The organism is Soehngenia saccharolytica DSM 12858 (assembly GCF_059568515.1).
The window spans coordinates 34,086-59,885 of record NZ_JCANTN010000007.1 but is presented as its reverse complement, the minus strand read 5'-3'; the positions used below and the strand labels follow the sequence as shown (position 1 = coordinate 59,885).

Genomic DNA, 25,800 nt, shown 5'->3' with positions numbered 1-25,800 from the left:
TCACCTCTAGTAAACTATCTTTTTCTTTAATTCAATCATTTTATCCCTTATCTGTGCGGCTTTTTCAAACTCAAGTTCTTCAGCTGCTTTTATCATGGCTTTTTCAAGTTCAAATATCATAGCTTCTAGTTCTTCATTTGTCAAGTTTTCTTCATAAATATTTTCATCTTCGGCAACAATGGTTGCTTCTATTATATCCCTTACGCCTTTTATGATTGATTTTGGCACTATGTTGTGTTCTTTATTGTATTCAGCTTGAATTTTTCTTCTTCTGTTTGTTTCGTCTATAGCTTTTCTCATAGATTTAGTAATGGTATCTGCATACATGATTACTCTGCCATTTATATTTCTTGCTGCTCTACCTATTGTCTGAATTAGAGATGTTTCGCTTCTTAAAAACCCCTCTTTATCAGCATCTAGTATAGCAATTAATGACACTTCAGGTAAATCCAAGCCTTCTCTTAAAAGGTTTATCCCTACAATACAATCGTATTTTCCAACTCTTAAATCTCTTATTATTTCCATTCTTTCAATTGTATTTATATCAGAGTGTAAATAAGTCACTTTTATGCCAATTTTCTTGAGATACTCAGTTAGATCTTCTGCCATCTTCTTAGTAAGCGTTGTAATTAAAACTCTCTCTTCTCTTTGAGTAGTTTTCTTTATTTCTTCAACTAGATCATCTATCTGATTTTTAGTTGGTCGCACTTCTACCTCAGGATCTAACAATCCGGTAGGTCTAATTATTTGTTCAACAACATTTTGAGCATGTTCTAATTCATAGTTTCCAGGAGTTGCTGATACATATATTATTTGATTAACCATTGATTCAAACTCATTAAATTTAAGCGGTCTGTTATCTAATGCTGATGGCAACCTAAATCCATACTCTACTAGTGTAGTCTTTCTAGATCTATCTCCTTCATACATTCCACCTATCTGAGGAATTGTAACATGAGATTCGTCCACAATAATCAAAAAATCGTCAGGAAAATAATCTATTAAAGTATATGGTCTACTTCCTTTAGGCCTATTGCTAAGATGCCTAGAATAATTCTCTATTCCTGAACAAAATCCCATTTCTCGAAGCATTTCTAAGTCATATCTAGTCCTTTGTTCAAGCCTCTGAGCTTCCACTAGCTTATCTTTGTCCCTAAGCTCTTTTAGCCTATCTTCAAGTTCTTCTTCTATGCTAATTAACGCTCTTTCAACTTTTTCAGGTGATGTTGCAAAGTGGGAAGCAGGAAAAATAGACACATGATTTCTATATCCAATAATTTGGCCAGTTAAATAGTTTATTTCAGTAATCCTATCTATTTCGTCTCCGAAGAATTCAACTCTAATTGTATTTTCGCTAGAAGCGGCTGGAAATATTTCAAGGATATCACCTCTAACTCTGAAAGTGCCTCTTTCAAAATTGATATCATTTCGCATATATTGAATGTCTATGAGTTTCCTCATAACTTCATTTCTATCTTTTTTCATACCTGGTCTTAACGACACAACTAAATTTTCATAATCAATAGGATCCCCAAGGCCATAGATGCATGACACCGATGCGACTATTATAACATCTCTACGTTCAAACAATGCCATCGTTGCAGAGTGTCTTAATTTATCAATCTCGTCATTGATTGACGAGTCTTTCTCAATATATGTGTCAGTTTGAGGTACATATGCTTCTGGTTGATAATAATCGTAATAGCTTACAAAATACTCCACAGCATTGTTAGGAAAAAACTCTTTAAATTCGCTTGCCAACTGATAAGCGAGTGTTTTATTGTGCGCAATTACTAAAGTAGGTTTTTGTACTTTTTCTATAATATTAGCCATGGTAAAAGTCTTACCAGAACCAGTTACACCCATAAGAACTTGATGCTTCAATCCTCGATTTAATCCATCTACAATTTTATCTATAGCTTCTGGTTGATCACCAGTTGGTTTATAATTAGATACTATTTTAAATTTGCCCATAATACTACCTCTTTCTTGAACATTTGTTCTTATATATATTATAAAACAACTGACAACAAAAATCTACTCATTTAAAACTTGTGATTATGCAAAATATATTGTAAAATCTAATTACTGGAGGCGAGATATATAATGAAATCAATGAAATTTCTTATTTTTCTATCCTTCTCGTGTCTTTTACTGATAGGTTTTTTTAAAATAAATTCTATATTAGGATCTGAATCTATAGCAGATGCTACAGACGTTAATTTTAAGGTGGATAAGATCCTTTTATCCACAAGCTATCAAAATACAAGCCCTCGAGCAGAGATTATAGAAGATAGAAACGAGAAAAAAATATTAATATATGGCGGATTAGTTGAGTGCTCAAATGTAGATGTTTCTGAGATAAAACTAGATGGAACAAGCTTGAAAATCCATCTTAAAGTTGATGATGAGAATAATATTTCCCAATTAATTGTCCCACAAGTTACAGTTGCACTAGTTGACAATATTCCAAATCTAAGCTCATTAGAGCTAGAAGTGATTAGCGAAAATTACGATCCGATACAAGTCAATTACAACTTACTAGACATAATTAACAAAGTCAAGGCAGATTATGGACTGTATTCTTCCACTTCTCCAACTGTGCAAGTCCTCAGTAGAGGCGATAATTACTATTGGGATATATCTTTTGAAAATGTTTACCAAAAAGAAAACAACAAAGTGCCAATCATAAATTTAGATGTTCAGGTTGATATTCAAACAGGAGAAATAGAGAAAATTGAGCGAGATTTAGTTTCAAATCTCATAGATTACGGGAATATTTTATTTTATTCATATGGCAAAGGGTTTATATACCTTAATGATATGGTTGATCAATCAGGTAACACAATTGCACACAATTTATATTATTACAATTTAAAATCATCAACAAAAAAACTTATTTTATCCACTACCACAAATGTAGTAAATGCACAAATCTGCAATTGTTCAAACAATATAAGTTTTGTAGACGAATTTGGAAATGTATATGTTTATATAAATGATGAGAACAAAATTAAGGAGCTTAAAGACCTTAAAGGCAAATCTATCGATAAAACTTCTTGGAAAAGTCAAAATGAATTGTACTTATTAGATGTTTCCGCAGTAAATGATTCAAGGATTTACAGATATAATTTGAGTGAGCAGAAATATTACTTATATTGTCAACTAAATAAAAATATAGCTAACATTAAATCATATGGTGATGAAATAATAATTGAAGAACTATTGTATCCAGAAAAGAACAACAGCATATATAAAGTGAATGAATCTGGCGAATTGTCATATATTGACGATGGTTATAAAGCTACGGTAATAAATAACGATACATTGGTATATTTAAAATTTGATGAATCAAAAAACACCAATTCTTTAAATATATACGATTTAAAGAATAATCTCGCAATAAAAACTTTAGAAAAAGATTTTGTATATTATACGCAAACATCAAATTCAAAGATATTCGCTATGGAAAACATAGGTCTGACCGACCTTTATCAAGCGTATGTCATTGATTTATATAGTAATGAACAAACTCAGTTGGGGAAAGTATTTGGATTGAAAACCATCTATGATGTTGATGAGGATAAAATCTATACTAATTCAGCTCTTCCTTATGATACAGATTCAACTCCAATAATTTTCTCAATAAAGGCAAACAACTTAAATAAATAGTTTCTTAATTACTTAACTAAGTCTAATTAAAAATTTAAAAATAAGCTCCTCATATTATTAACAGTTCTTCATTAGACCTAGTTAATTTATGAGGAGTTTATTTCTTATGAATTTGTTCTATTCATTTATTTTGTTTTGTAATACTTCAATCGCCTTTTGAAGTTGGTTGTCTTGGTCCAAATAATCTGGTCCAATGTCTTTTACTCCTTCGTTAAGTTCAACTTCAATATCTGGTTTTATGCCTATCCCATGAATGTTTATGCCATTAGGTGTAAAATACTCAGATACAGTTATCTTTAAACCTGAACCATCAGGTAGATCTTTTATTCTTTGGACTACTCCTTTGCCAAAGGTTGTTGTTCCAACTAAAGTTCCTCTTTGATGGTCTTTTATTGCTCCCGCTAGTATTTCAGAAGCGCTAGCACTGCCCTCGTTTACTAACAGAACAATTGGCAGCTTAGTCATGTTGCTGTCAGAATACAAATATTCCTTATTCCCATATTTATCTTGAGTGTAAACAATTATCTTCTTATCTAGTAATTCATCTGCTATGTCTGCACACACATCCAACAATCCACCTGGATTATTTCTTAAATCTATGATCAGACCTTTTGCACTGCTGCCTTCAATATCTTTCAATTGCCTTTTAAAATCATCAGCTGTGTTTTTATCAAAAGAAGTTATTCTTATATATCCAATCCCATCCTCTAACATCTTAGATTTAACAGAAACCAATTTTATAATTTCTCTAGTCAGTTCTACATCAAATGTGCTGACTTCACTAGATTTATCTTTTCTTAGAATTGTGAGTACCACCTTAGTTTTAGGCTCACCCCTCATTATTTTTACAGCTTCATCCATATTTTCAGCAAAAAATTCTTTTCCATCTACTTTTAATATCTTATCTCCAGTCTGTATTCCTGCTTTTTCTGCAGGAGTGTCTTCTATTGGGGATACTACAGTGATTAAATTGTCATCACCCGGTGTTACAATGATTCCAACTCCACCATATTCGCCGTCCGTTTCAGCATTAAAGCTCTCATATTCATCTTTAGTCATGTACACTGAATATGGATCATTTAAAGCATTGACCATTCCTTTTAATTGTCCATCCAATAAAGCTTCTTCATCAACTTCCCTAAGATACAATTCATCTATTGTTTTCCTTACTAAAGCCACCTTCTTATTGTCTTCGTATAATTCCTTTAAAACTTTATATTCAGAACTTGGTATTATCACTTTATCATTTACATTTACTGTTAAATAGTTCGATAAAGCAAATGTAACTACATTACTTACTATTAAAATAATTAAAAATATGATCGTTCTTTTTTTGTTTTTCATTTTGCACCCCTTATAATATGAAACTAAAAATAAAAAAGGAGAGTACTCTCCTTTTACTTTAACCAAGGTATAGGGTCAACATAAGCCCCATTCTTTCTAACTTCAAAATGCAAATGAGGACCAGTAGAGTTACCTGTGCTCCCAATTTTTGATATTGCTTGTCCTCTTGAAACAGTTTCTCCTTCTGACACTAGTATTGAAGAATTATGTGCATAGAGCGTTACTATGCCACCTCCATGGTCTATCATGACAGTCTTTCCATATGATCCAAGCCAATCTGCGTATATTACAATTCCATCGGAAGCTGCCCTTGCCTTAGTCCCAGTAGGTGCAGGTATATCTATACCTGTATGCAGCTTTTGAACATTAAATATCGGATGAATCCTGTATCCAAATGAAGAACTGATTCTGGAATAGCCTTCAACTGGCCATAACATTACTCCACCAGAATAAGGATTAGTATTTCGTTGAAGTTCAACTATCTTAGACTCAATTTGTTTTGCATATTCATTTAGCTTATCATATTCTTTTTCATATGCGTCTATGTCCTTGACTAATCTTCCCATGAGATCTTCTTTTTGTCTGCTAACCGTTTCTAAATCCCTTTTTCTTGATTCCAATTTAGATTTCGTTATTTCAACTGAAGCTCTTTGTGCTTCTAGTTCTACTTTCTTCTGCTCGACTATATCGCGCTGCTCTTTCATGTATTGTATTAATTCCTTATCTTGCTCAGCGATTGATTCTATCATAGTTTGCCTAGATAAAAAATCTTTAATATCCCCAGACGACAACAAAACTTCAAGATATCCTACATTCCCATTTTTATACATAACTCTTAACCTTTGGTTAAAAGTATCAGTTTTTTCAGCTATGTTTTTTTCTGCCTCTGCTAGATCTTTTTCAGCTTGATCAATATTTGCATTTATTATTTCCAATTCTTTTTCCACATTGTCCAATTCACTCTGTGCAGTTGAAATCTTCAAGTCCAGTTCTTTAATCTGGTTTTCTAATGTGTCGGTTTGGTTTTGCATGGATTCTAATTCTTTCTTAGTCTGATCTATTTGAGATTGTATTTCCGATTGCTGTTTTTTTAAATCGCTTATTGTTTGCCCATAAACTTGAAAAACAGTTGAAAATATAAAAACCATAGCTACAAATAGCGAAATCATCTTCTTATGTTTCATTCTCACAATCCTCCTAAACATTTAGAAACTTTTTAAGCGATAGCATACTTCCCATAGCTCCAATACCAGCTCCAATAGTCAAAAATATAACCGCAATATCAGTGATTATGGACTCAGGAGGTATTAAATAAAATGTGAACATATTATAGAAGCTCTCATTCATATTGAGGTATAAATATCTGTATGCATAATAGACTACCACTATAGAAAACAATGCTCCAACCAATCCAAAAAACACACCCTCGATTATAAAAGGTCCCCTTATGTAGCTATTAGTAGCTCCAACATATTTCATTATGTTAATTTCTCGTTTTCTAGAAGTTACTGTTAACTTGATTGTATTGGATATTATAAAAATAGAGACAAAAACTAAAACAGAGATTATAATTATTCCGCCAATCCTTATATAGCTTGCGAAACTCAACAATCTATCAATTATATCTTTATAATATTTCACTTCTTCGACTCCGTCAAGTGTTTTTATTGAATTTACTAAATTATCTGCAAGTTCAATATCTTCAACTTTGATAATATAAGAATTTGGCAATGGATTTGTTTCTAAATCCTCCAAAAGATATGCATCTTCTCCCCAATCTTGTTTCATCAAATCAAGTGCTTGTTCCTTTGATCTATATATAACTGATACTACACCAGAAATATTTTTAGCTGTTTCTTCTATTTTTGTCATCTGTGAGCTACTTATATCGTCTTCTAAAAATACTTCTATTTCGTCAAATTTCAATTTTGTATCATTTACGACATTATTTATGCTCAATATCAATACTAAAACTATTCCAAGTATCATCAAAACAGCAGAGATGCTAGTAATTGAAGCCAAACCCATGCTCTTGTTTCTCCACATGCTCTGAATCCCTTGTTTAAACATATTTCTAAATACTCTAAGCTTCACTGCCATACCCACCCTTCTCTTCGTCTCTAATAATTCGTCCATTTTCCAGGGCTATAACTCTTTTTCTCATATTGTTTACAATTTCCTTCGCATGCGTAGCCATTAAAACGGTTGTCCCCCTATTGTTGATATCCACCAATACTTTCATTATACCATTTGCAGTTTCAGGGTCAAGATTTCCAGTAGGCTCATCTGCTATAAGCACTGGAGGATTGTTTACAATTGACCTTGCAATAGAAACTCTTTGCTGTTCTCCTCCGGAAAGTTGATCGGGATAAGAAGAGGCTTTTCTACTCAAGTCCACCATGCTTAGAACTGTTGGAACTCTCCTTCTTATCGCTCTAGGGCTAGCGCCTATTATCTCCATCGCAAAAGCTACATTTTCATAAACTGTCTTATTAGGCAGCAGCCTAAAGTCTTGAAACACCACTCCTAATTGTCTTCTTATAAAGGGTATCCTCCTATTAGGTACTCTTGTTATGTCAGCGCCATTCAAAAATAATTTGCCTCGTGTAATTCCTTCTTCTTTTAAAAGAAGTTTAATTAAAGTTGATTTCCCAGCTCCACTTGAACCTACTAAAAATACGAATTCGCCTTTATTTATTTCAATGTTGATGTCATACAAAGCAATAACACCATTCTTATACTCCTTAGAAACATTAACAAATCTAATCAAATTTATCACCTCAAAATTCAGTTTCCACTTTTATATTTCATTTTGCTTTCTAATGATATATTATATTATAAATGGAAAGATAAATAAACACTTGAGGTGATATTCTTTGAATAAAAAAATATTGAGAGAACAGATATTGGAAATTAGAAAAAGTTTAAGCATAGAACAAGTCGAAAGTTATAGTGATATGATAATGAATAGTCTCATAGAATCAAGCTATTATAAAAATGCTATCAATATTATGTGCTATGTCAGCTTCGACAACGAAGTGAATACTCACAATTTTATCAATAAAGCTATTAAGGATGGCAAAAAAATATCAGTTCCATATATAGACAGTAAAAATAAAATCATGCTTCCATGTTATATAGATAACTTCAATCAATTAGTTCCAGGATATTTTGGCATACTATCACCAGATCCTAATAATATAAAATTAGCAGATGAAAAGTCTATCGATTTAGTAATAGTACCTGGAGCGATGTTTGATAAAAATGGGTATAGGATCGGCTATGGTGGCGGTTATTATGATAAATTTCTTCCATTACTAAGTGAGGACGCTGTAACTATTGGCCTTGCGTTTAGCTTTCAAGTAATTGACAAAGTTCCTTCTGAAAAGTATGATATACCTGTTGATTTTATCATCACTGAAAAAGATTTTATAGAATGTGAGGTTAAAAATGCTTAATATTGTGCATATGTTCAATTACTTAGGGCATGCTGGTACTGAAATATCTGTCTATAATACAATTAACGAAATCAAAGAAAAAGCAAATATTATAATAATATATTCTAAAGATGGCCCAGGAAGAAAATTGTTTGAAGAGATTGATATTCCTTTATTACAAATGGAAATGGACAAAACATTTGATATAAAAGCTGCTATAAACTTAAAAAAAATTTGCGTAGAAAACAGTGTAGATGTTGTACACACTCACTTTTTAAGAGAACACTCTATAGCTGTGCTTTCAAAGTGTTTAGGCAATAAAGTAAAGATAATAAACAGTCGACATATGTTTTTTGAGAATAAAAAGTCAGTTATATATCTTAATAAACTCTTATCTTTTAAAACAGATAAGATAATTGCAGTGAGCAAATCAGTAGAAGAAAAGCTCATTAAAGAGGGACTTCCTCGTGAAAAAATATCATATATACCAAACGGCATAGATTTAGATAAATGGAAATCTCCGCCAAAAGAAAATGTCAGAGAAATGTATAATATTGATAAAGATGCCATAGTCATAACTTCTGTGGCAAGATTCAGATGGGAAAAAGGGCATAAATTTTTTATTGATTCGATAAGAACTTATTTTGAATTAATGGAAAAAGAAAAAGTCAATAAAAAAGTAGTATTCATATTAGTAGGTGATGGAGCTTTATTTGAATCCATAAAAGAATATGCTGATGAACTTGGAATAAATGAACATTTAATTTTCACAGGTTTTAAAGATAATGTAATGGATTTTTTAAAAGCATCTGACTGTTTCATTTGCCATTCACAATATGAGGCGTTTGGCATATCTCTGTTAGAAGCGATGGCTTGTAAACTCCCTGTCATTTCGACTGATAGCGGTGGAACTAAGGAAATAATTGAAGATAAATTAAATAATGGCATTTTGGTCCCATATGGTGATAGTGAAAAATTAGCGGAAGAAATGCTAAAACTTACTAAGGATGATGAATTAAGAAATCGTATGGGGAAAAACGGCTATGACTCTATTGTAAGTAAATACGATTTAAAATATTTAGCAGAAGAGACTCTAAAAATTTATCTAAAATAGGAGGAATTCACATGAATAAAAGCGATAAAAAACTTCATAAAAAATTAAATGTCATTGATATAGTGATCGGGATAATCTTAATTGCACTTGTTGTATTTGCATTAAACAAACTTGGAATAATCGGCGTTAAAGATATCGTTGTGAATGAAGAAAGTAAAATAGAAATCATATTTTTTCAAGAGGAAGTTAATGCCTTCACTGCGGAAAATGTGAAAATAGGAGACCCAGCAAGTGAATCTTTGCTAAATGCAAGTTTTGGAAATGTCACTGAAAAGAACGTGGGTCCTTCCATATCTTATGGAAAAGATAAATTCGGTAGACAAACCACTTCAACTAAAGATGGATATTCATCTATATATATTACGTTGACAGCAAATGGAAAAGTTGGAGACAATGGTGTAGTAATTGGCGGAAGTACTTATTACATTGGTCAAATAATCAATTTAAAAGTAGGAAGTTCAATATTCTACGGTAGAATAGATGCCGTAAATCAGCTTTAGGAGGTTTGTTATGAGAAAACACAAATTTACTTGGATAGACTTACTAATCATTATTGTAATTGTATTAGCTGCGGTTAGTGTAAAATCTAAATTCGAAAAAGCGAATGTAGCTACAAATGAAGTCCAAAAAAAAGATATTGAGATATCTTTTTATATTGAAGCGGTTCCAGAAACAGTACTAAACGGTATACATATAGATAGCCCTGTGAAAGAATCAATTCAAGGTTCATCTTTTGGCAAAGTTACCAAAATTGAGAAAGGTCCAAGTGTCGTCTTTGCTAGTGACGATTCTGGAAATGTTGTAGCTTCAGAGAAGGAAGGGTATATATCATTGACACTGACTATGAAAGCGTCTGGCGAACTAAATCCAAATGGAATATCTCTTGATAAATCTGTCTACTATGTAGGGCAAACAATAACTTTATATGCTGGCAATTCAATACTAAAAGATGGCAGAATCTCTTATGTAAACATCTTAAATGAATAACAAAAGGAGATTTATATGAAAGATACTCTTATAAGGCAATTACAAAATAGCAGATTTATTAATTACTTAACAACTGACACTTCAAAAAATGTAAATTGGGCTAATAGCATTTCATTGAATATCTTAATTTACATTATCAGTTTGCCATCTATCCTTATACATTTAGTTTATTCTAAATTGAGTAATGTATTTGACAATAGCTATTTCATCAAGTTTTTCAAATTTATTGGATCTAATTTACATTATGTAATAGGAGTGTCTATAATTTTTATTTTTACAATTCCAGATCATTTGTGGAGCAATTTATATGCTGTCATATTAATTGCTCTTATAACAACATTATTTTATTTTAAAAAAGGATTGTCTGAAAATCCTAAGTTGGAACTAGAAAAACTAGATTACTCACTCATTATTTTTTTTCTAACACTGTTCATAGCAGGGATAGGTTCAGTGTTCCCAAGAGAAAGTTTTAATCAACTTGTTTTCTATATTGCTACTTTCGTATTTATAGCTGTCATAATATTGGAAGTTAACTCAGAAAAGAAGCTGTTTGATCTTGCGAAATTTATAGCAGTGACTGCTATCCTGACTTCTATTTATGGATTATATCAGTGGAGAATTGTCGGAATAGAAGTAAATCCATCGTTAACTGATTTAACTATCAATCAAAATCTAGGAGCAAGGGTTTTTTCAAGTTTTGGAAATCCAAATGTATACGGCGAATTCTTGGTTTTATCAATTCCGTTTTTCTTTCCGCTCTTTTTAAAAACTAAGAATGTAGTATACAAAATTTTAATTGTTTTATCATCGTTGCCTGTTTTATTGATGTTATTTAAGACTGGTTCAAGATCAGCATGGGTGGCATTTGCAGTTTGCATTTTCATATTCGTTTTCTTATGGAATAAAAAATACATCCCTGTTCTGATTGTCCTTGGACTTGCTGCAATACCATTTCTGCCAAGTTCAATTTACAATAGGTTAATGACAATATTTAATCCAAACGACACATCATTAAAGTACAGACAAATGATTATGGGGCCAGCTTTAGTAATGCTCCGAGATTATTGGATCACAGGCGTTGGTTTAGGAAGCAAGACAGTATCCTTAATTTATCAGAGATATAAAAGCTTCGGTCTGACGACAGTAGCACACACTCACAACTTATTTATTCAGCTATGGCTTGAAGCAGGGATTTTATCGATACTTTCTTTTATCATGTTCATGTTTAGGCTTGCTAAAAACAGTTACATTAAAATCAATAAATTTAAAAACTCTAAACAATCATTAATCATTTCTGCATCTTTGGCTAGCACACTTGGAATACTGGTCATGGGTTTAGCTGATTATGTTTGGTTTTACAATCGTATATTTTTAATGTTTTGGATAAATATCAGCATGGTTCTATGCGCATTAAACTTAAAGCAAGGGCAGTAGCCCTTGCTTATTTAACCAATTCTTTTTGAATTACATTTACTCCTTTTGATAATTTATCAATGTTAAATTTATACAATGTTCTTTCAATACTCGCAATTGAAGAAATCAAGTCATGTTTGTCAATATTTCCCATATGCCCTATTCTAAACATTTTTCCCTTAAATGCTCCTAGCCCTGCTGCAACTTGAACTCCCTCTATAGCTAGAGTATTCCTGAACAATTCGTCTTCAATCCCATCAGGATAGAGAACATTTGACAATGTATTAGCTCTGTATCTTTCGTCGGCAAGTATCTTAAATCCAAGCTCTTCCAAAGATTTTTGATAAGCTTTCCCAAATAATTCATGACGATAAATCCTATTTTCGATACCTTCTTCATTTATAAGTCTTATAGACTCTTTTAATGCCCAAATCAAGTTCACGCTCGGCGTTGCAAAGTATTTGCTTGGTTCATGCATGATTGGCAACCAATTATTGAAATCTACGAAGTATTCGCTTATAGCTCCGAGTCTTTCCCTAGCTTTCATGGCTTTCTCATTCGCCCACAAAATAAGCAATCCAGGAGCCACCCCAAATGCTTTTTGTGAAGCCGTAAATAATATGTCTATATTCATGTCATTCATGTATTCTTCTTCCCCAGCGGTAGCACAAACTCCATCAACTATATAAATGATCTCAGGGAATTCTCTCAACATTTCACCTATACTTTTAATATCAGCTTTTACACCGGTTGAAGTATCGACATGCGTTACTATAATCGCATTGTAAGCTTTTTTCTTCAAGGTTTCCCTGATTAAATCTATAGGCACAGATTTACCCCATTCAGCACTTAGGACATCGACATTTATTCCTTTGTTTTTAGCAATATCGATAAATCTATCCCCGAAATAACCATGGGATACAACTAATAAATTATCCCCTTTTTTTAACACATTCGCTAAAGACATTTCCATTGCTAAAGTGCCACTGCCAGAAATCACAAAAACTTCACTATCTGATTTTACAATTCCCTTTAATTCTCGTAAACAATAATTAAAATCATTTACAAAATTCACATCTGAAAACGCAATGGTCTCTCTTCCCATTTGGTCTTGAATACTTCTTGATACAGGTGTTGGCCCTGGAATCATCAGTAATTTTTTTGTTTTCACATAATCATCCCCATATTTTAATATATACATATATTGTACCATATGAGGGGTTACTTAGACTTATAATTTTCAATATAATCCATTAACTTGTCAATTGAATTAAAAACTATCATACCTTTTGAAATTAGATCGTTCATTATTTTTGTTGCAGTTCCATTAGTATAATCTATATTTTTCTCTGAATCTTCATTTAAATAAACAACTTTTTTCCCCTCATTTATAGCTGTAAGTGCCATCTCCAAGTTTAAAAGATTTCCATGCCCAATCGGAACTTGTGCGATGACAACTATGTCTTTAGTTTTCATTAAATTTAGGTTTCTATTGCTTGTTTCCTCTTTAATTGCTGAAAATGGCTTTTCCTCAACCATTTCAATTTTTAGACTCTTTGCTAATTGCCAGTCGCTATCCCCTACATTTAAAACTCCAACACTTAGATCTATTCCTTCCTTCAAAAGCCTTGACATTATTATTTGCCCACTGCCACCACCTGCTATTAAATGTATGCTGGGCAAAGAAGCATTTTTATCTCTTTTCTTCGGTTCAATAGGAGTTATAAACAAAGAATTTGTAAATTTATTCAACTCCACTATCGCTCTCATATTGTATGCATTTTCTATATTGGAAGCCGTCAACACTTCTCCTACATTCCCTGATTTTAATATTTGACCGTCTTTTAGCAATACTAGTTTGTCAGAATATCTACTAGCTAAATTCAAGTCATGCAGGACTGAAATTATTGTTAAATTTTGTTTTTTATTTAATTCTTTTAATAACTCCAATACTTCAATCTGATGGTTGATATCTAGATGTGAAGTAGGCTCATCTAATAATATTATCTTAGGATCTTGAGCTAATGCTTTAGCTATTAAAGCTCTTTGTCTTTCTCCGCCAGATATCTGTGTTACAAGTCTATCTTTTATCTCTAAAGTGTTAGTTAATGCCATCGCCCTGTAAGAAATGTCATAATCATATTTTTGATCGTTTTGAAACCGTTTTTGAAAAGGGTATCTTCCCATGAACACAAGCTCTTCGATGCTAAATTCAAAGTCTAAAAAAGTATCCTGTGGTACAAAAGATACAATTCTTGCTAATTCCTTTCTTTTATAGCTTCTCACATCTTTGCCATAAATGGAAATTTCCCCATCATAGTTTTCATAAATATTGTTGATTAACTTTAATAATGTTGATTTTCCTGCTCCATTTGGTCCAATAATGCTAAGAAATTGGCCTTCTTCAACGGTCAAATCTATGTTTTTCAATACTTTTAATTTCCCATATCCAAACTCTACATTGTTTAAATTAATAATATTCATATGTATTTCCTCACATCATTTTCTTTTTACTTCTCAATAAATATATGAAAAACGGTCCACCAAACATCGCAGTAATTATACCTACAGGAATTTCTACTGGAGAAATCAATGTTCTTGAAATAGTATCTGTAATTATCATAAATATAGCTCCGACAATGGCAGAACAAGGAAGCAAAATTTTATGGTCCGGTCCAAATATTATTCTGGCTATATGTGGAATTATCAACCCAACAAATCCAATTATTCCACTTACAGAAACAACTAATGAAGTGAGCAATGTTCCAAGGACTAGAATTATCCTCTTTGTTCTCTCTACATTCACACCCATGCTCTTTGCAGTTTCGTCTCCTGTGAGTAATATATTGAGCTCTTTTGAATAATAAATTAGCACAACTATAGTCAACAATATTGGTATAGATAGGCTTTTTACTGGATTCCATCCCTTTCCAGATAAACTACCCATCGTCCAATATATTATCTTCGACATATCATTAGAATTAACAACCATTAAAAATGACATAATAGCAGTAAAAAACTGCCCTACTGCAACCCCTGCCAGAAGCAAAGTATTTGTTGACAATTTATTGTTTATTCTGCCTATATTGTACACAATAAATACAGATATAATAGCTCCAATGAATGCGGCAAAAGTAATGCTTGAAAATCCATATTTAACATATTCAAGATGGTTTATGATAGCTATAGTAGCTCCCAATGCAGCCCCAGATGAGACCCCTAGTATATAGGGGTCTGACATAGGGTTTTTTAATAGTCCTTGGAACGATACTCCAGCAACTGACAGACTAGAGCCAACCAATATTCCTAAAATTACCCTTGGCAATCTTACGTTCCAGATTATTGCAAATTGAGCATCGGTTATATTCTCTATATTTACATATTTATTTATAATAGGAATTTTTGAAAGAATTATTCTGTACACATCTGATGCTTTTATATTTGCGCTGCCGATTGCCGACACGACAGCTACAATTATAGCAAGTAGCACCATTAAGCCAATTATAATGCTAAGTTTTGACTTTTTCCTATAATTATGTTCCATTTCTATCCCAACTTTAATTTATTTCTGGATGAATTGCTTTAGCGATTTCAGTTAATCCTTGAATAATCCTTGGTCCTGGCCTTGAAACTATGTTAGCATCTAATAAATACACTTGTGAATTTTTGATTGCGTCAATATTCTCAAACCCAGGTCTTGCTTTTAATGTTTCCAATGTTGTAGTGGAATCATTTGGAATTAAATATACTTCTGGATTCTTTTCTATCAATTTTTCAACATCGTATTGTGGATATGGGCTATCGGCATCTTTTGCAATATTCTCCCCGCCAGCTAGATTTATGAGTTCATCTATGAAAGATCCTGGCCCTGCTGTCATCAAAGGATCGTTATATACTTCATAGAAAACTCTCTTAGTCCCCAAGTCTTTAACTTTTGCAACTATTCCATCTCTCTCAGATTTCATATCAGATACTACCTCGCTAGCTTTATCACTGCACCCTGTAAGTACGCCGATTTTTTCTATTGTAGTAAACACTTCTTCAATAGTTTCTGGCATAAAACTAGCTACTACAATACCTGCTTCTTCAAGTCTTTTATTATCTTCTTCATTGCCTTGTCCATAATTTAAAACTAAATCAGGCTCAAGCGCCAATATCATTTCAAGATTCCATCCATCAAAGCCGCCTACTTTTTCAATTGATTTAACTTCTTCAGGATAATCATCTGCTGTAGTTACTCCAACAACTTTTTCTCCAGCTCCAATTGCAAATAGTATTTCTGTGTGACTAGGTGCTAAAGAAACGATCTTCTCTGCTGGTTTTTCGAGTGTGATGACTTTCCCAAAGTCATCGGTTATCTCAATGCTCTCTGTTACTTCTTCAGGATTTTGCTCAACTGGGCTTTTATTACTGCTACAGCCTGATATCGAACCTACTATTAATAATAATGCTAACAACAAATACAAAGTTCTCTTTTTCATTCATATACCCTCCTTGATGTAATTAATAAAACAAAAAAGCTTACCATGGAGGTAAGCACAAAAAAACTTATACACATCCCTCCCTCCGAGGCTTTAAATTTAGGCAGATATCCTGACTTATGCTTCATTCTACTTTCAACGCCTTCCCAGTTTCCCAGTGGCATAATGTTGATTTCGTCAGCATTCACAGTAGCGGGGGCTGTAATGGATTTACACCATTTTCCCTTTTAAATCTAAAAGATACCTAAATTTTATTAAATTGTCATATATATGATAACAAATTATTTAATTATTATCAATCCTTATTCTCCGTTCCCTGATAAATTTTGATCAATGGCTTGTGTTTCTTCTTTTTCTGGCCCTACCTCATAAATATAATCTTTCTCTTTATAATAATCTGAGGATATCTTAACTGTTTCAACAATATTTCCATTGACTATCTTGTATTTGTAAGTTGACACTTTATATCCATTTCTACCTTCTTGTATTAATTCCTTTGTCCCAGGCTCAAGATTTGGCTTAAGCTTTTCTATAGTCTTATAAGGTATTGTCTCCAATAATTTTGTTCCGATTTTTATTTTATAATCCCTGTTTGCGGCATCGCCGTAGATATAAAAATGAACGGTCTTATCAATTATTTTTGTATCAATGTAAATAGGAAAATCAAAATTATTTTTAAAAACCAAATCATAATAGGTTCCCGCAACTGCCGCATCAGTCCCTTTTGGAACATATGCAGGTGGAATTGAGTGAGGATGGCGCTCCAATATTTCTAAATCTGCTAGTAGCAGCGCATTGTATAAAGTCGTAGAGGTTTGACAAACTCCTCCACCTATTCCGGGTGTCAATTCTCCATTTACTATTACAGGGGCATCTTCATAACCGTTTTTCGAACTTCTCGGTCCTGTAGTTTCATTATATGAAACTACTTCTCCAGGTAAAACAATTAGCCCTTTGAAGGAATTTGCCGATAGCCTTATGTTGTTTATCCTCCCACTCGCGCTGGATTTAAAACTAGTTGAAAAATGAGCAAGTAGGCCGTTGACCTTATTATATAATTTTGCAGTGGTCTTAGGTTTTATCTCATCATAAGGCACATATATGTCATTTAATTGATCAATATTTGACTCTATCATTGATTTTAATTTTCCCTTATTAACTTCATACCCAACTACTTCATCAGTTATATGAAATTTTGTTCCATCAAATTTTAGAGTAGCATCTTGTGGTTCTTCATATAAAGTTTCACTTATTTCATCAACATATTTATCGATAGAATTTGGATCATAATAGTACACTAATTCAATGTTTAGTGGGTCTTTTAAAAGATTTCTAATGAATCTGTATCGCTCAATAAAGTTGCCTTCTCTACCAACATTATGGGCTTCTTCAACTGCTTTTCCATAATTATAATCATATCCCAAATCTTTCAATGACAATGTGAATTCAAATTCCTTATTTCTATCTGATAGAATTTTCATTTTCTTTGCTTCAATTTCTTTTATCTTTTTATCTTTTAATAAATTTATAGCCTCATCCCTTGAGTAACCTGATAGTTCAATGCCATCTACATATATTCCTTCGTAAAAATACACACTATTTAGCTTATTATTAATATAAAAATACGATAATACCCCTAATAATATTATTGTCAAAGCAAATGTCAAAGCAACTTTTGTGCTTCTTCTCATAAATCATTCCCCTTTATTTTCTAAAATTCAGCATATTTTTTCTGTGATATAAACATTTACTATTTATAGGGCATTCATTGCATGAAGGGTTCCTAGCTTTACATGTGTTTCTACCATGAAATATGAGAATATGATGAGCTTTGCTCCACTTTTCTTTTGGAATTATCTCCATTAGATCTTTTTCAGTACCCTCTACAGTTGAACTATTAGCTAACCCAATTCTATTTGAAACTCTAAAAACATGCGTGTCAACAGCAATGGCAGGAATGTTAAAAGCATTGCTCAAAACCACATTAGCTGTTTTTCTTCCAACCCCAGGCAACTTAATTAATTCATCAAAACTGTCTGGAACTTTCCCTCCGTATTTCTCCTCTAGCATGATACATGCATTTACAATGTTTTTAGATTTATTATTAGCAATTCCACAGCTTTTTATTATCTCTGCTAGCTTTTCTTCTCCTAAATTTATGTAATCTTTAGGGGTTTTAAATTCTGTAAATAATCTATCTGTTACTTTATTCACTCTAACATCGGTACATTGTGCTGATAGTATTGTAGCAATTAAAAGTTCAAATTCATTACTAAAATTCAGTTGAGCTTTCGCTTGTGGATATATTTTCTCCAATATGTCTAGCACATCTAAAGCTTCTTTTTTTGTTAATTTCTTTTTCATTTATATCAAGTACTCCTGTTAATAATAATTCGTTACACTATTTAGTATCTCTATCCTATCATCTAATTCCAAAAAATCAAGACATTCTTGGATAATTTTATCAACGTGTACTAAGTTGTTTGACACGGTGCAAAATGCTACAAATGATTTGTTCCATATATCATTGTCTCCAACCTCAGATATAGAAATATTATATCTACGTTTCATTCTTTCTATTATGCTTTTTATTACCATTCTCTTGTTTTTTAATGAATATGATTCATATATATACAATTCTATTTCACAGCACCCAACAATCATAATATCACCTAAATTTAAAATTAAGGGAAGACTAGTCTTCCCTTAATTCATATTATATAAGACCCATTTCTCGGCCAACTTTATTAAATACCTCAACTGCTATATCGAGTTGTTCTTTTGAATGAGCTGCTGTAACCATGCATCTTACTCTGCCTGTATTCTTTGGAACAGTTGGGAATACTATTCCAGAAACAAATACACCGTTTTCAAGCAACTTTCTGGAAAATTCCATAGTTTTTCCTTCTTCACCAATAATAACAGGTGTAATTGGTGTTTCACTATTTCCTATGTCAAATCCAGATTGGCTCATTTTCGCCTTGAAATATCTTGCATTATCCCAAAGTTTGTCTGTATATTCAGTTGATTCCATTAACATTTTAATCGCTTCAATTGATGCGCCAACAGCTGCAGGAGGCAAGGAAGTTGAAAAAAGTGCTGGTCTTGCTCTATGGCTCAACCATTCATACATGGTCTGAGAACCTGCTACATATCCTCCAACAGAGCCTATTGCTTTGGATAAAGTTCCAATTGAGAAATCAACTCTATTGTGTAGTTTAAAATGATCTACTGTGCCTCTTCCACTCTCTCCTAGTACACCTGAACCATGCGCATCGTCAACATAAGTCATTGCATCATATCTTTCAGCTAATTCTACTATTTCTGGTAATTTAGCTATATCTCCATCCATGCTAAATACTCCATCGGTTATGACAAGAATATTTTTGTATTTTTTTCTGCTCTCTTTTAGTACTTTTTCTAAGCTATCCATATCAGAATGCTTGTAAATTGCTCTATCAGCTTTAGATAATCTAGAACCATCAATAATTGAAGCATGGTTCAACTCATCTGAAATTATTATATCTCCCTCTTCAGTAATAGCTTGTATTGTTCCTGCATTGCAATTAAAACCAGATTGATAAACAAATACTGCCTCTTCTCTCTTGAATTCAGAGAGAATTTTTTCTAGATCCTCATGTATCTTCATATTTCCAATTATAGTTCTTACAGCTCCAGAACCAGCTCCGTACTCTTCTACAGCTTTTATTGCTGCCTTTCTAAGCCTTTCATGATTTGCAAACCCAAGGTAGTTATTAGAGGATAGATTAATGACTTTCTTTCCATTTAAAATGACCTCAGGACCCGTAGGGGAATCTAAAACAGGTAGTTTTCTATATACTCCTTGATCCTTTAATTCTTGAATTTTTTCTTTTAAAAAGTTCAACTCATGTACATTTGACACTTATATCCCTCCAATATTTATAATTTACAATAGAATTATACCATATTAATAATCTATTTTAATCAAAATTTAGATAAATACCTAACAATGTATGGCTTCAAAAATTCAGAGCTATTATTCTCTAGAGCTTTTTTTATCTCATTGTCAATATATCCTATATTTTCTAATGCAATAATTGCATTTCTCGTTAAAACATTTTTGCCTCTCCAAGCGCCTGACATATCCCCATATTTATTTTCAAACTCTCTCTTACTCATGCATATAATCTCTTTAATATCAACAATTCCATTCGTTTTATATGGTTTAAATTCGTCAAAATGGGACTCTTTTATATTTTCATTTTTAGGGCAGACAATTTGGCATATATCGCATCCATAAATGTTTATACCCATTTTTTTGCTTTCTTCTTCGTTTAAATAATGTTTTGTTTGAGTGAGATACGAAATACATTTTTTAGGATTGAGTTTGTAAGGCTCTTCTATAGCTTTACCAGGGCAGCTTCTCAAACAAATATCGCATTCCCCGCATTGTGATTCTATTGGAACACTGTATTTATCAAGGCGTAAATCTGTAAGTAAGTATCCAATGAAAATAAAAGATCCATATTTGTCGTTTATTATACTTGTATTTTTCCCATAGTATCCTATCCCAGCTTTATAGGCAATTTCTCTATCTACTAAAGGTGAAGTGTCGGCCAGAATAGAGTATTCAAATTTTTCATATTGTAATAATTTATCTGCTAGTTTATTTAAATAATTTTTAATTACTATATGATAGTCTATCCCCCAAGATGACCTAGCTAATTTCCCATAGAGTCTATTATTATTGTTATAACTTTCATAAAAGTAAGGCAATCCTACCACTATTATACTATTAGCGCTTTTCATTATTTCTCTAGGGTTTACTCTCTTTGATATGTCGCTATTCTCAAATTCTGTTGCTAAATTTTCTTCAAATCTGTTACTAATTTTTTCTTCTATTCTATTTAAAATTGATGCATCAGTAAAGCCAATTAAGTCTAAACCGATTTCTAATGATTTTTCGATTATTAATTCAACCTTCATATTATCACCTATTAGAAATTTTGTACCCTTAAATCATACTATCAGATATAAATTAAATGTGTTATAATATCAATGGAAAAGGGGTAGATTTGATGCTTATAAATTTAAACAAAAAATCATTTAAGAAATTTGACTTCTTGTTGTTAATTACAACTATTCTATTGTGTATCTATGGCATAGTTATTATATATTCAGCTACTTTGAGTTTAGACAGCACTAGATATGTAAAAACTCAAATTGCTTCGACAATTATCGGGTTGATTGCGATATTAGTTCTTGTATTCTTTGACTATGAGCTGTTAGAAAAACTATATATCCCGATTTATGTTTTGTCAATTGGTTTATTAGCTGCAGTTTTAATTGTAGGGGTAGGCGACGAGCAATGGGGTTCGAGATCTTGGCTTTATATCGGGTCATTTGGATTTCAACCTGCAGAATTTGCGAAATTAGGAGTTATAATCTTTTTAGCTAGAATAATTGACAAAAATAAAGAGGAGATAAATTCTCCAAAAGTACTAGCAAAAATCCTTGTTTTTGCGATAATACCAATTGCTCTTATTTTACAACAGCCTGATTTAGGCACAGCTATTGTATTTGTTTTCTTTACTGCTGTGATGTTGTTCGTAGCTGGTCTAAGGATTAAATACTACTTAGCAGCATTAGGTGCAGGGATATTGAGTCTACCTATTGTTTGGTTGCAAATGGACTATTACCAAAAAGAAAGAATTTTAAACTTCATGAATCCTGGAAGAGATGCTTCCAATACTGGTTATCAAGCACTTCAAAGCAAAATTGCCATAGGCAGTGGAAAAATATTTGGCAGAGGCTTATTCAATGGCACTCAGACTCAATTAAACTATCTGCCTGAAAAACAAACTGATTTTATTTTTGCTGTACTGGTGGAAGAGCTTGGTTTTATCGGAGGAGCAATATTATTAGTGCTCTATTTTATACTATTGATGAGAATGATAAAAATAGCTCGAAATACATCCGATACTTTTGCCTCATTAGTAGTGACAGGAATAGCATCATTGATGTTTTTTCATATATTTCAAAATATAGGTATGACTATTGGACTTATGCCAATAACAGGCATTCCACTTCCATTTATGAGTTATGGAGGCACTTTTCAACTAATAAATCTAGTGTGTGTTGGAATAGTTCTCAGCATTGGATTGCATAAAGAAGGATTGAGTTTTTAAAAAGGGTTGATTTATCAACCCTTTTTAAATAATGAAACTTGATTTTTATTTATGATAGCATCTTCTTCATTTTTCTCTTTTAAGTAACAGCTCCTGCACAGTGGTTCATATTCTCTTGATGCTCCTATGACAACTCTCTCTTTATCCTTGGTCTTTCTATGGCTAATCCATGCATCGCTACCACATTTCACGCAAACAGCATGATGTTTTGTCAAATAATCTGCGAGTGGCATCAATTCCTTGACTATTTCAAAAGGTCTGCCCTCAAAGTCAACATCAAGTCCTGCTACGATAACTGTTATGTCTCTGGACAAAAATTCGGTTATTGTATTTATTATATCTTTTATATCCCCGTCTAAAAACTGGATTTCATCTATTGCTATAACTTCAGGGTTACTTATCTCGCAATATTTTTTTATGCTCTCTATATTCTCAACTAAAATTGCTTCAATGCTCATCTCATCATGAGATATAATATCGGAGCTCTTAAATCTAGTATCAACTGCCGGCTTAAATGCAATTGTTTTGTACCCTGCAATATTAAATCTCTTAATATCTTTTTCCAATGACGATGTCTTCCCTGAAAACATAGAGCCTGTATGAATAATTAACTTTCCTTTATATTGATGCAAAACTATTACCTCCATATCAAATTATTCTCTTGTCAATTTTTAGCGTTTATTTTATGCCATCTATTTCCACAGAATCAATACCTTCTATTAAACTCAGCATCTGTATGAACTCATAGTCGTCTGATCCGACAGGTCTTTTTATAGATAGATTTATTTCTATTATACTATCACCTGATTCCAATTTTTTAATCTCTCTTATATCTATATTTTTAATCGTTATATTGTTTCTCCCCAGTATAGTCCCAATATCTCCAATCAAGCCATTTCTTTCTCTACCTACAATTGTGAGTTGATTATATACATCTGATAATATTGTTTTCTCCAATTTCCCCAAATACATTAAAGACAAAAAAGCAATTAGTGTTGTTATTATGCCTGCAAAGTAAAAGCCTTGACCTATTGCCAACCCTATTCCTGCACACACCCATAAACTTGCTGCAGTTGTTAGTCCCTTAATTGTATTGCCATTTCTAAGGATTGTACCTGCACCTAAAAAGCCAATCCCACTAACAACTTGAGCTGCTATCCTTGTCGAATCTCCACCATTAGTAGCCCCATTAGTCGAAACTAGCATCATCAAAGTAGAACCTACGCTTACCAATATGTGAGTTCTAAATCCAGCTGGTCTATTGCTAGCTTCCCTCTCTATACCAATAAGTCCTCCAATAAAGGCTGCCAAAATAAGCCTGATGAGTATATCACTATTTTTTAGCATCTCTTTCCCCCTAATTGATATTATTGAATAAGACTATGGTTATGCTATAATTATAATCGAGGTGTTTATTATGAATGATTTATTCAATTGCAATGGTTGTAAAAATAATTGCAGTATTGAAATTATTAAAGACGGCAACCGCATAACATACAATGGTTATAAATGTTCAAAAGGTCTTTCCTATGCAAAATTAAATTCCAGCGAAGAATCAAAAATTGTGACCGCAAGGGCAATATTGACTAATGGAAAAATGTCAAAAATCCCTGTTAGGACTACTACTGAAATCCCTTGCAATCTAATTGCTGATGTAATTCAAACGATAGAAAACACAAAAGTCCAAGCCCCTATAGAAAAAGGTACAGTCATAATTAAAAATATATTAGGTACTGGCGCAGATGTTGTGGCTCAGCGCAGAGTAGTATAATATATGTCTTTTCTAAATTCCATTGTAATCATTATATATAAAATAATACCCTTTAAAACACTTGACATGCTTATTGTCCACCAAACCCCTTCAACTCCTAACGATGTGCCTGATAAAATGATTGCAGCTGGGATTCTTAGAATATTTAATGTTGTCCCAACAACTGTCGGAGGCAAAGTCTTTCCTAAACCATTAAAAGACCCAGCTGTACCAATTTCAAGACTCATGAATGCTTGAGACAATCCTAAAATTCTCAAATAGGCACCACCTGCTTTTATTGCCAATGGATCCTCAGGAGTAAAAATGCTAAAAATCGGCTCAGGAAATAATATAAATAATAAAGAAACAGCCAAACCAAATCCCGTTAGAACTTTAATTCCTTTATGATATCCTTCCTTTACTCTATTATACTTCTTAGCCCCAAAGTTTTGTCCAACAAATGCTGACAGCGCAGCAGAAAATCCGTCTGATGTTGTCCATGATAACGACTCAATCTGTGACCCAACTGTCATTACTGCAATTGGCAAAGCGCCAAATTTTGCTATAATTCTTGTAATTATCATGCTTACAAAAGCATGAACTGTATTTTGGACTGCTGGTGGCAAACCAAGCTTAATTATAGTTATTGATTTTGTAATATCAAGTTTTTTAAATACCTTTACATGTGAATAAATAAGGTCATTTCTCTTGCCTGCTATGACAAAGCCTATTGTGACAATAAGCTGAGATAGTATTGTCGCTATCGCAGCTCCTTGAATTCCCATCTTAGGAAATGGACCCAATCCGAAGATTAGCGCTGGATCTATTATAATGTTAAATAAAAGACCAATAGCATTAGTTCTAAATGGAGTGACGCTATTTCCAGAACTATTAAGAGATACTGAAAATATTGGATTTAATAAGTGGAAAATTATGCCCGAACCAATTATCCTTAAATATGATTCACTCATATGTATTACATCTAGTTCTTTTAAATTAAAGAATGAAATAAGTTCTTTATTAAATATCACTAAAATAGCAGCATATATCACCGCTATGATGATACCGGTTTGAAATCCAGTATTTGTGTAATCTTTTGCCTTTTTTATATCGCCTTTTCCAATATTTTGAGCTACATTTACTCCTAATCCAACTTGCGTGATTAAAACTAGTGAATTGGCAAGCCACATAAAAAAACCTGCAGTGCCTGCTGCAGCAACTGCTTTAGTGCTGAGTCTCCCTAGCCACATAACATCGGTTAGATTATACGCCATCTGTATAAATGAAGTTCCCATTATTGGAATTGCTAATTTTGTAAGAGTTTTGATGATATTTCCTTCAGTTAAATTTATATCTTTTGCCATTCTTCCCTCCATAGCGGTTGATATGAAAGTTTAAGCTCCTGGCTATTGAATAATTCCTGGAGCTTAAA

General features: G+C 32.5%; 25 protein-coding genes and 1 riboswitch. Of the genes, 8 read left to right on the top strand and 17 right to left on the bottom strand.

The window, feature by feature from the left end; translation table 11 throughout:
* Positions 1 to 6 precede the first annotated feature (6 nt).
* Positions 7 to 1,974 carry an excinuclease ABC subunit UvrB gene (gene uvrB / locus BO51_RS03415; protein ID WP_496483991.1) on the bottom strand — a complete coding sequence of 656 codons (1,968 nt, stop codon included), beginning with the start codon at positions 1,972 to 1,974 and terminating at the stop codon, positions 7 to 9.
* Between the two features lie 132 nt (positions 1,975 to 2,106).
* Here uvrB and BO51_RS03410 point away from each other — a divergent pair, with 132 nt between their 5' ends.
* On the top strand, positions 2,107 to 3,672 hold the full coding sequence (locus tag BO51_RS03410) for a hypothetical protein (RefSeq protein ID WP_496483989.1): 1,566 nt from the start codon (positions 2,107 to 2,109) through the stop codon (positions 3,670 to 3,672).
* Between the two features lie 117 nt (positions 3,673 to 3,789).
* Here BO51_RS03410 and BO51_RS03405 read toward each other — a convergent pair whose 3' ends face one another.
* From BO51_RS03405 to ftsE, 4 genes are read right to left on the bottom strand one after another with little or no spacing between them, the layout of a single operon-like run.
* A complete protein-coding gene (locus BO51_RS03405; protein WP_496483987.1) occupies positions 3,790 to 5,016 on the bottom strand; it encodes a S41 family peptidase in 1,227 nt (408 codons plus the stop codon).
* A 53-nt stretch (positions 5,017 to 5,069) separates the two neighbouring features.
* Positions 5,070 to 6,200 carry a murein hydrolase activator EnvC family protein gene (locus BO51_RS03400; protein ID WP_496483985.1) on the bottom strand — a complete coding sequence of 377 codons (1,131 nt, stop codon included), beginning with the start codon at positions 6,198 to 6,200 and terminating at the stop codon, positions 5,070 to 5,072.
* A gap of 13 nt (positions 6,201 to 6,213) precedes the next feature.
* Positions 6,214 to 7,116 carry a permease-like cell division protein FtsX gene (ftsX, locus tag BO51_RS03395; RefSeq protein WP_496483983.1) on the bottom strand — a complete coding sequence of 301 codons (903 nt, stop codon included), beginning with the start codon at positions 7,114 to 7,116 and terminating at the stop codon, positions 6,214 to 6,216.
* Positions 7,100 to 7,786, bottom strand: a complete 687-nt coding sequence (ftsE, locus tag BO51_RS03390) for a cell division ATP-binding protein FtsE (protein WP_496483981.1) — start codon at positions 7,784 to 7,786, stop codon at positions 7,100 to 7,102. The genes ftsX and ftsE overlap by 17 nt, the downstream gene beginning before the upstream one ends.
* A gap of 106 nt (positions 7,787 to 7,892) precedes the next feature.
* Between ftsE and BO51_RS03385 the strand changes: the two genes are divergently transcribed.
* The 5 genes from BO51_RS03385 to BO51_RS03365 are packed head-to-tail and all read left to right on the top strand — an operon-like array spanning position 7,893 to position 11,988.
* Positions 7,893 to 8,474 (top strand): 5-formyltetrahydrofolate cyclo-ligase, encoded by a 582-nt coding sequence (locus tag BO51_RS03385; RefSeq protein ID WP_496483979.1) that lies wholly within the window; start codon positions 7,893 to 7,895, stop codon positions 8,472 to 8,474.
* Positions 8,467 to 9,567, top strand: coding sequence for a glycosyltransferase family 4 protein (locus BO51_RS03380; RefSeq protein ID WP_496483977.1), 1,101 nt, complete (start codon positions 8,467 to 8,469; stop codon positions 9,565 to 9,567). The genes BO51_RS03385 and BO51_RS03380 overlap by 8 nt, the downstream gene beginning before the upstream one ends.
* An 11-nt stretch (positions 9,568 to 9,578) precedes the next feature.
* On the top strand, positions 9,579 to 10,067 hold the full coding sequence (locus tag BO51_RS03375) for a DUF4330 domain-containing protein (protein WP_496483975.1): 489 nt from the start codon (positions 9,579 to 9,581) through the stop codon (positions 10,065 to 10,067).
* 10 nt (positions 10,068 to 10,077) lie between these two features.
* Entirely contained in the window at positions 10,078 to 10,554 is a 477-nt protein-coding gene (locus BO51_RS03370; RefSeq protein WP_496483973.1) for a DUF4330 domain-containing protein, read from the top strand.
* Positions 10,555 to 10,569: 15 nt separating this feature from the next.
* Positions 10,570 to 11,988 carry an O-antigen ligase family protein gene (locus tag BO51_RS03365; RefSeq protein WP_496483971.1) on the top strand — a complete coding sequence of 473 codons (1,419 nt, stop codon included), beginning with the start codon at positions 10,570 to 10,572 and terminating at the stop codon, positions 11,986 to 11,988.
* Positions 11,989 to 11,995: 7 nt separating this feature from the next.
* Here BO51_RS03365 and BO51_RS03360 read toward each other — a convergent pair whose 3' ends face one another.
* The 9 genes from BO51_RS03360 to queG form a co-directional block, all read right to left on the bottom strand.
* A complete protein-coding gene (locus tag BO51_RS03360; RefSeq protein WP_496483969.1) occupies positions 11,996 to 13,138 on the bottom strand; it encodes a pyridoxal-phosphate-dependent aminotransferase family protein in 1,143 nt (380 codons plus the stop codon).
* A gap of 50 nt (positions 13,139 to 13,188) precedes the next feature.
* Complete coding sequence (locus tag BO51_RS03355; RefSeq protein ID WP_496483967.1) at positions 13,189 to 14,451, bottom strand: ABC transporter ATP-binding protein; 1,263 nt, start codon at positions 14,449 to 14,451, stop codon at positions 13,189 to 13,191.
* Positions 14,452 to 14,461: 10 nt separating this feature from the next.
* Positions 14,462 to 15,511: a FecCD family ABC transporter permease gene (locus BO51_RS03350; protein WP_496483965.1), complete on the bottom strand. Its 1,050-nt coding sequence runs from the start codon at positions 15,509 to 15,511 to the stop codon at positions 14,462 to 14,464.
* 13 nt (positions 15,512 to 15,524) lie between these two features.
* The gene (locus BO51_RS03345) at positions 15,525 to 16,448 is read right to left on the bottom strand and encodes an ABC transporter substrate-binding protein (protein WP_496483963.1); all 924 of its coding nucleotides are present in this window, start codon (positions 16,446 to 16,448) and stop codon (positions 15,525 to 15,527) included.
* Positions 16,449 to 16,533: 85 nt separating this feature from the next.
* Positions 16,534 to 16,711: riboswitch (cobalamin riboswitch) on the bottom strand.
* A 39-nt stretch (positions 16,712 to 16,750) separates the two neighbouring features.
* Positions 16,751 to 18,139 carry a VanW family protein gene (locus BO51_RS03340; RefSeq protein WP_496483961.1) on the bottom strand — a complete coding sequence of 463 codons (1,389 nt, stop codon included), beginning with the start codon at positions 18,137 to 18,139 and terminating at the stop codon, positions 16,751 to 16,753.
* Positions 18,140 to 18,152: 13 nt separating this feature from the next.
* Complete coding sequence (gene nth / locus BO51_RS03335; RefSeq protein ID WP_496483959.1) at positions 18,153 to 18,812, bottom strand: endonuclease III; 660 nt, start codon at positions 18,810 to 18,812, stop codon at positions 18,153 to 18,155.
* 18 nt (positions 18,813 to 18,830) lie between these two features.
* Positions 18,831 to 19,112 (bottom strand): DUF503 domain-containing protein, encoded by a 282-nt coding sequence (locus BO51_RS03330; RefSeq protein WP_496483957.1) that lies wholly within the window; start codon positions 19,110 to 19,112, stop codon positions 18,831 to 18,833.
* 52 nt (positions 19,113 to 19,164) lie between these two features.
* Positions 19,165 to 20,352, bottom strand: coding sequence for a glycine C-acetyltransferase (locus BO51_RS03325; protein WP_496483955.1), 1,188 nt, complete (start codon positions 20,350 to 20,352; stop codon positions 19,165 to 19,167).
* A 62-nt stretch (positions 20,353 to 20,414) separates the two neighbouring features.
* Positions 20,415 to 21,416 carry a tRNA epoxyqueuosine(34) reductase QueG gene (gene queG, locus BO51_RS03320; RefSeq protein WP_496483953.1) on the bottom strand — a complete coding sequence of 334 codons (1,002 nt, stop codon included), beginning with the start codon at positions 21,414 to 21,416 and terminating at the stop codon, positions 20,415 to 20,417.
* Positions 21,417 to 21,508: 92 nt separating this feature from the next.
* Between queG and rodA the strand changes: the two genes are divergently transcribed.
* Positions 21,509 to 22,618, top strand: coding sequence for a rod shape-determining protein RodA (gene rodA / locus BO51_RS03315; protein ID WP_496483951.1), 1,110 nt, complete (start codon positions 21,509 to 21,511; stop codon positions 22,616 to 22,618).
* A gap of 14 nt (positions 22,619 to 22,632) precedes the next feature.
* Here rodA and BO51_RS03310 read toward each other — a convergent pair whose 3' ends face one another.
* On the bottom strand, positions 22,633 to 23,250 hold the full coding sequence (locus BO51_RS03310; protein ID WP_496483949.1) for a thymidine kinase: 618 nt from the start codon (positions 23,248 to 23,250) through the stop codon (positions 22,633 to 22,635).
* Between the two features lie 46 nt (positions 23,251 to 23,296).
* Entirely contained in the window at positions 23,297 to 23,965 is a 669-nt protein-coding gene (locus BO51_RS03305; RefSeq protein WP_496483947.1) for an MgtC/SapB family protein, read from the bottom strand.
* 70 nt (positions 23,966 to 24,035) lie between these two features.
* Between BO51_RS03305 and BO51_RS03300 the strand changes: the two genes are divergently transcribed.
* Positions 24,036 to 24,389, top strand: a complete 354-nt coding sequence (locus BO51_RS03300; protein ID WP_496483945.1) for a DUF1667 domain-containing protein — start codon at positions 24,036 to 24,038, stop codon at positions 24,387 to 24,389.
* Here BO51_RS03300 and BO51_RS03295 read toward each other — a convergent pair.
* Positions 24,371 to 25,732, bottom strand: coding sequence for an MATE family efflux transporter (locus tag BO51_RS03295; protein WP_496483943.1), 1,362 nt, complete (start codon positions 25,730 to 25,732; stop codon positions 24,371 to 24,373). The two genes, BO51_RS03300 and BO51_RS03295, sit on opposite strands and share 19 nt — an antisense overlap.
* Positions 25,733 to 25,800: the final 68 nt, after the last annotated feature.

What these genes read in the sequence shown, in the direction of transcription:
- uvrB (WP_496483991.1), bottom strand. Translation starts at nt 1,974, where the DNA reads ATGGGCAAATTTAAAATAGTATCTAATTATAAACCAACTGGTGATCAA.
- BO51_RS03410 (WP_496483989.1), top strand. Translation starts at nt 2,107, where the DNA reads ATGAAATCAATGAAATTTCTTATTTTTCTATCCTTCTCGTGTCTTTTA.
- BO51_RS03405 (WP_496483987.1), bottom strand. Translation starts at nt 5,016, where the DNA reads ATGAAAAACAAAAAAAGAACGATCATATTTTTAATTATTTTAATAGTA.
- BO51_RS03400 (WP_496483985.1), bottom strand. Translation starts at nt 6,200, where the DNA reads ATGAAACATAAGAAGATGATTTCGCTATTTGTAGCTATGGTTTTTATA.
- ftsX (WP_496483983.1), bottom strand. Translation starts at nt 7,116, where the DNA reads ATGGCAGTGAAGCTTAGAGTATTTAGAAATATGTTTAAACAAGGGATT.
- BO51_RS03380 (WP_496483977.1), top strand. Translation starts at nt 8,467, where the DNA reads ATGCTTAATATTGTGCATATGTTCAATTACTTAGGGCATGCTGGTACT.
- BO51_RS03375 (WP_496483975.1), top strand. Translation starts at nt 9,579, where the DNA reads ATGAATAAAAGCGATAAAAAACTTCATAAAAAATTAAATGTCATTGAT.
- BO51_RS03370 (WP_496483973.1), top strand. Translation starts at nt 10,078, where the DNA reads ATGAGAAAACACAAATTTACTTGGATAGACTTACTAATCATTATTGTA.
- BO51_RS03365 (WP_496483971.1), top strand. Translation starts at nt 10,570, where the DNA reads ATGAAAGATACTCTTATAAGGCAATTACAAAATAGCAGATTTATTAAT.
- BO51_RS03355 (WP_496483967.1), bottom strand. Translation starts at nt 14,451, where the DNA reads ATGAATATTATTAATTTAAACAATGTAGAGTTTGGATATGGGAAATTA.
- BO51_RS03350 (WP_496483965.1), bottom strand. Translation starts at nt 15,511, where the DNA reads ATGGAACATAATTATAGGAAAAAGTCAAAACTTAGCATTATAATTGGC.
- BO51_RS03345 (WP_496483963.1), bottom strand. Translation starts at nt 16,448, where the DNA reads ATGAAAAAGAGAACTTTGTATTTGTTGTTAGCATTATTATTAATAGTA.
- BO51_RS03340 (WP_496483961.1), bottom strand. Translation starts at nt 18,139, where the DNA reads ATGAGAAGAAGCACAAAAGTTGCTTTGACATTTGCTTTGACAATAATA.
- nth (WP_496483959.1), bottom strand. Translation starts at nt 18,812, where the DNA reads ATGAAAAAGAAATTAACAAAAAAAGAAGCTTTAGATGTGCTAGACATA.
- BO51_RS03330 (WP_496483957.1), bottom strand. Translation starts at nt 19,112, where the DNA reads ATGATTGTTGGGTGCTGTGAAATAGAATTGTATATATATGAATCATAT.
- queG (WP_496483953.1), bottom strand. Translation starts at nt 21,416, where the DNA reads ATGAAGGTTGAATTAATAATCGAAAAATCATTAGAAATCGGTTTAGAC.
- rodA (WP_496483951.1), top strand. Translation starts at nt 21,509, where the DNA reads ATGCTTATAAATTTAAACAAAAAATCATTTAAGAAATTTGACTTCTTG.
- BO51_RS03305 (WP_496483947.1), bottom strand. Translation starts at nt 23,965, where the DNA reads ATGCTAAAAAATAGTGATATACTCATCAGGCTTATTTTGGCAGCCTTT.
- BO51_RS03300 (WP_496483945.1), top strand. Translation starts at nt 24,036, where the DNA reads ATGAATGATTTATTCAATTGCAATGGTTGTAAAAATAATTGCAGTATT.
- BO51_RS03295 (WP_496483943.1), bottom strand. Translation starts at nt 25,732, where the DNA reads ATGGCAAAAGATATAAATTTAACTGAAGGAAATATCATCAAAACTCTT.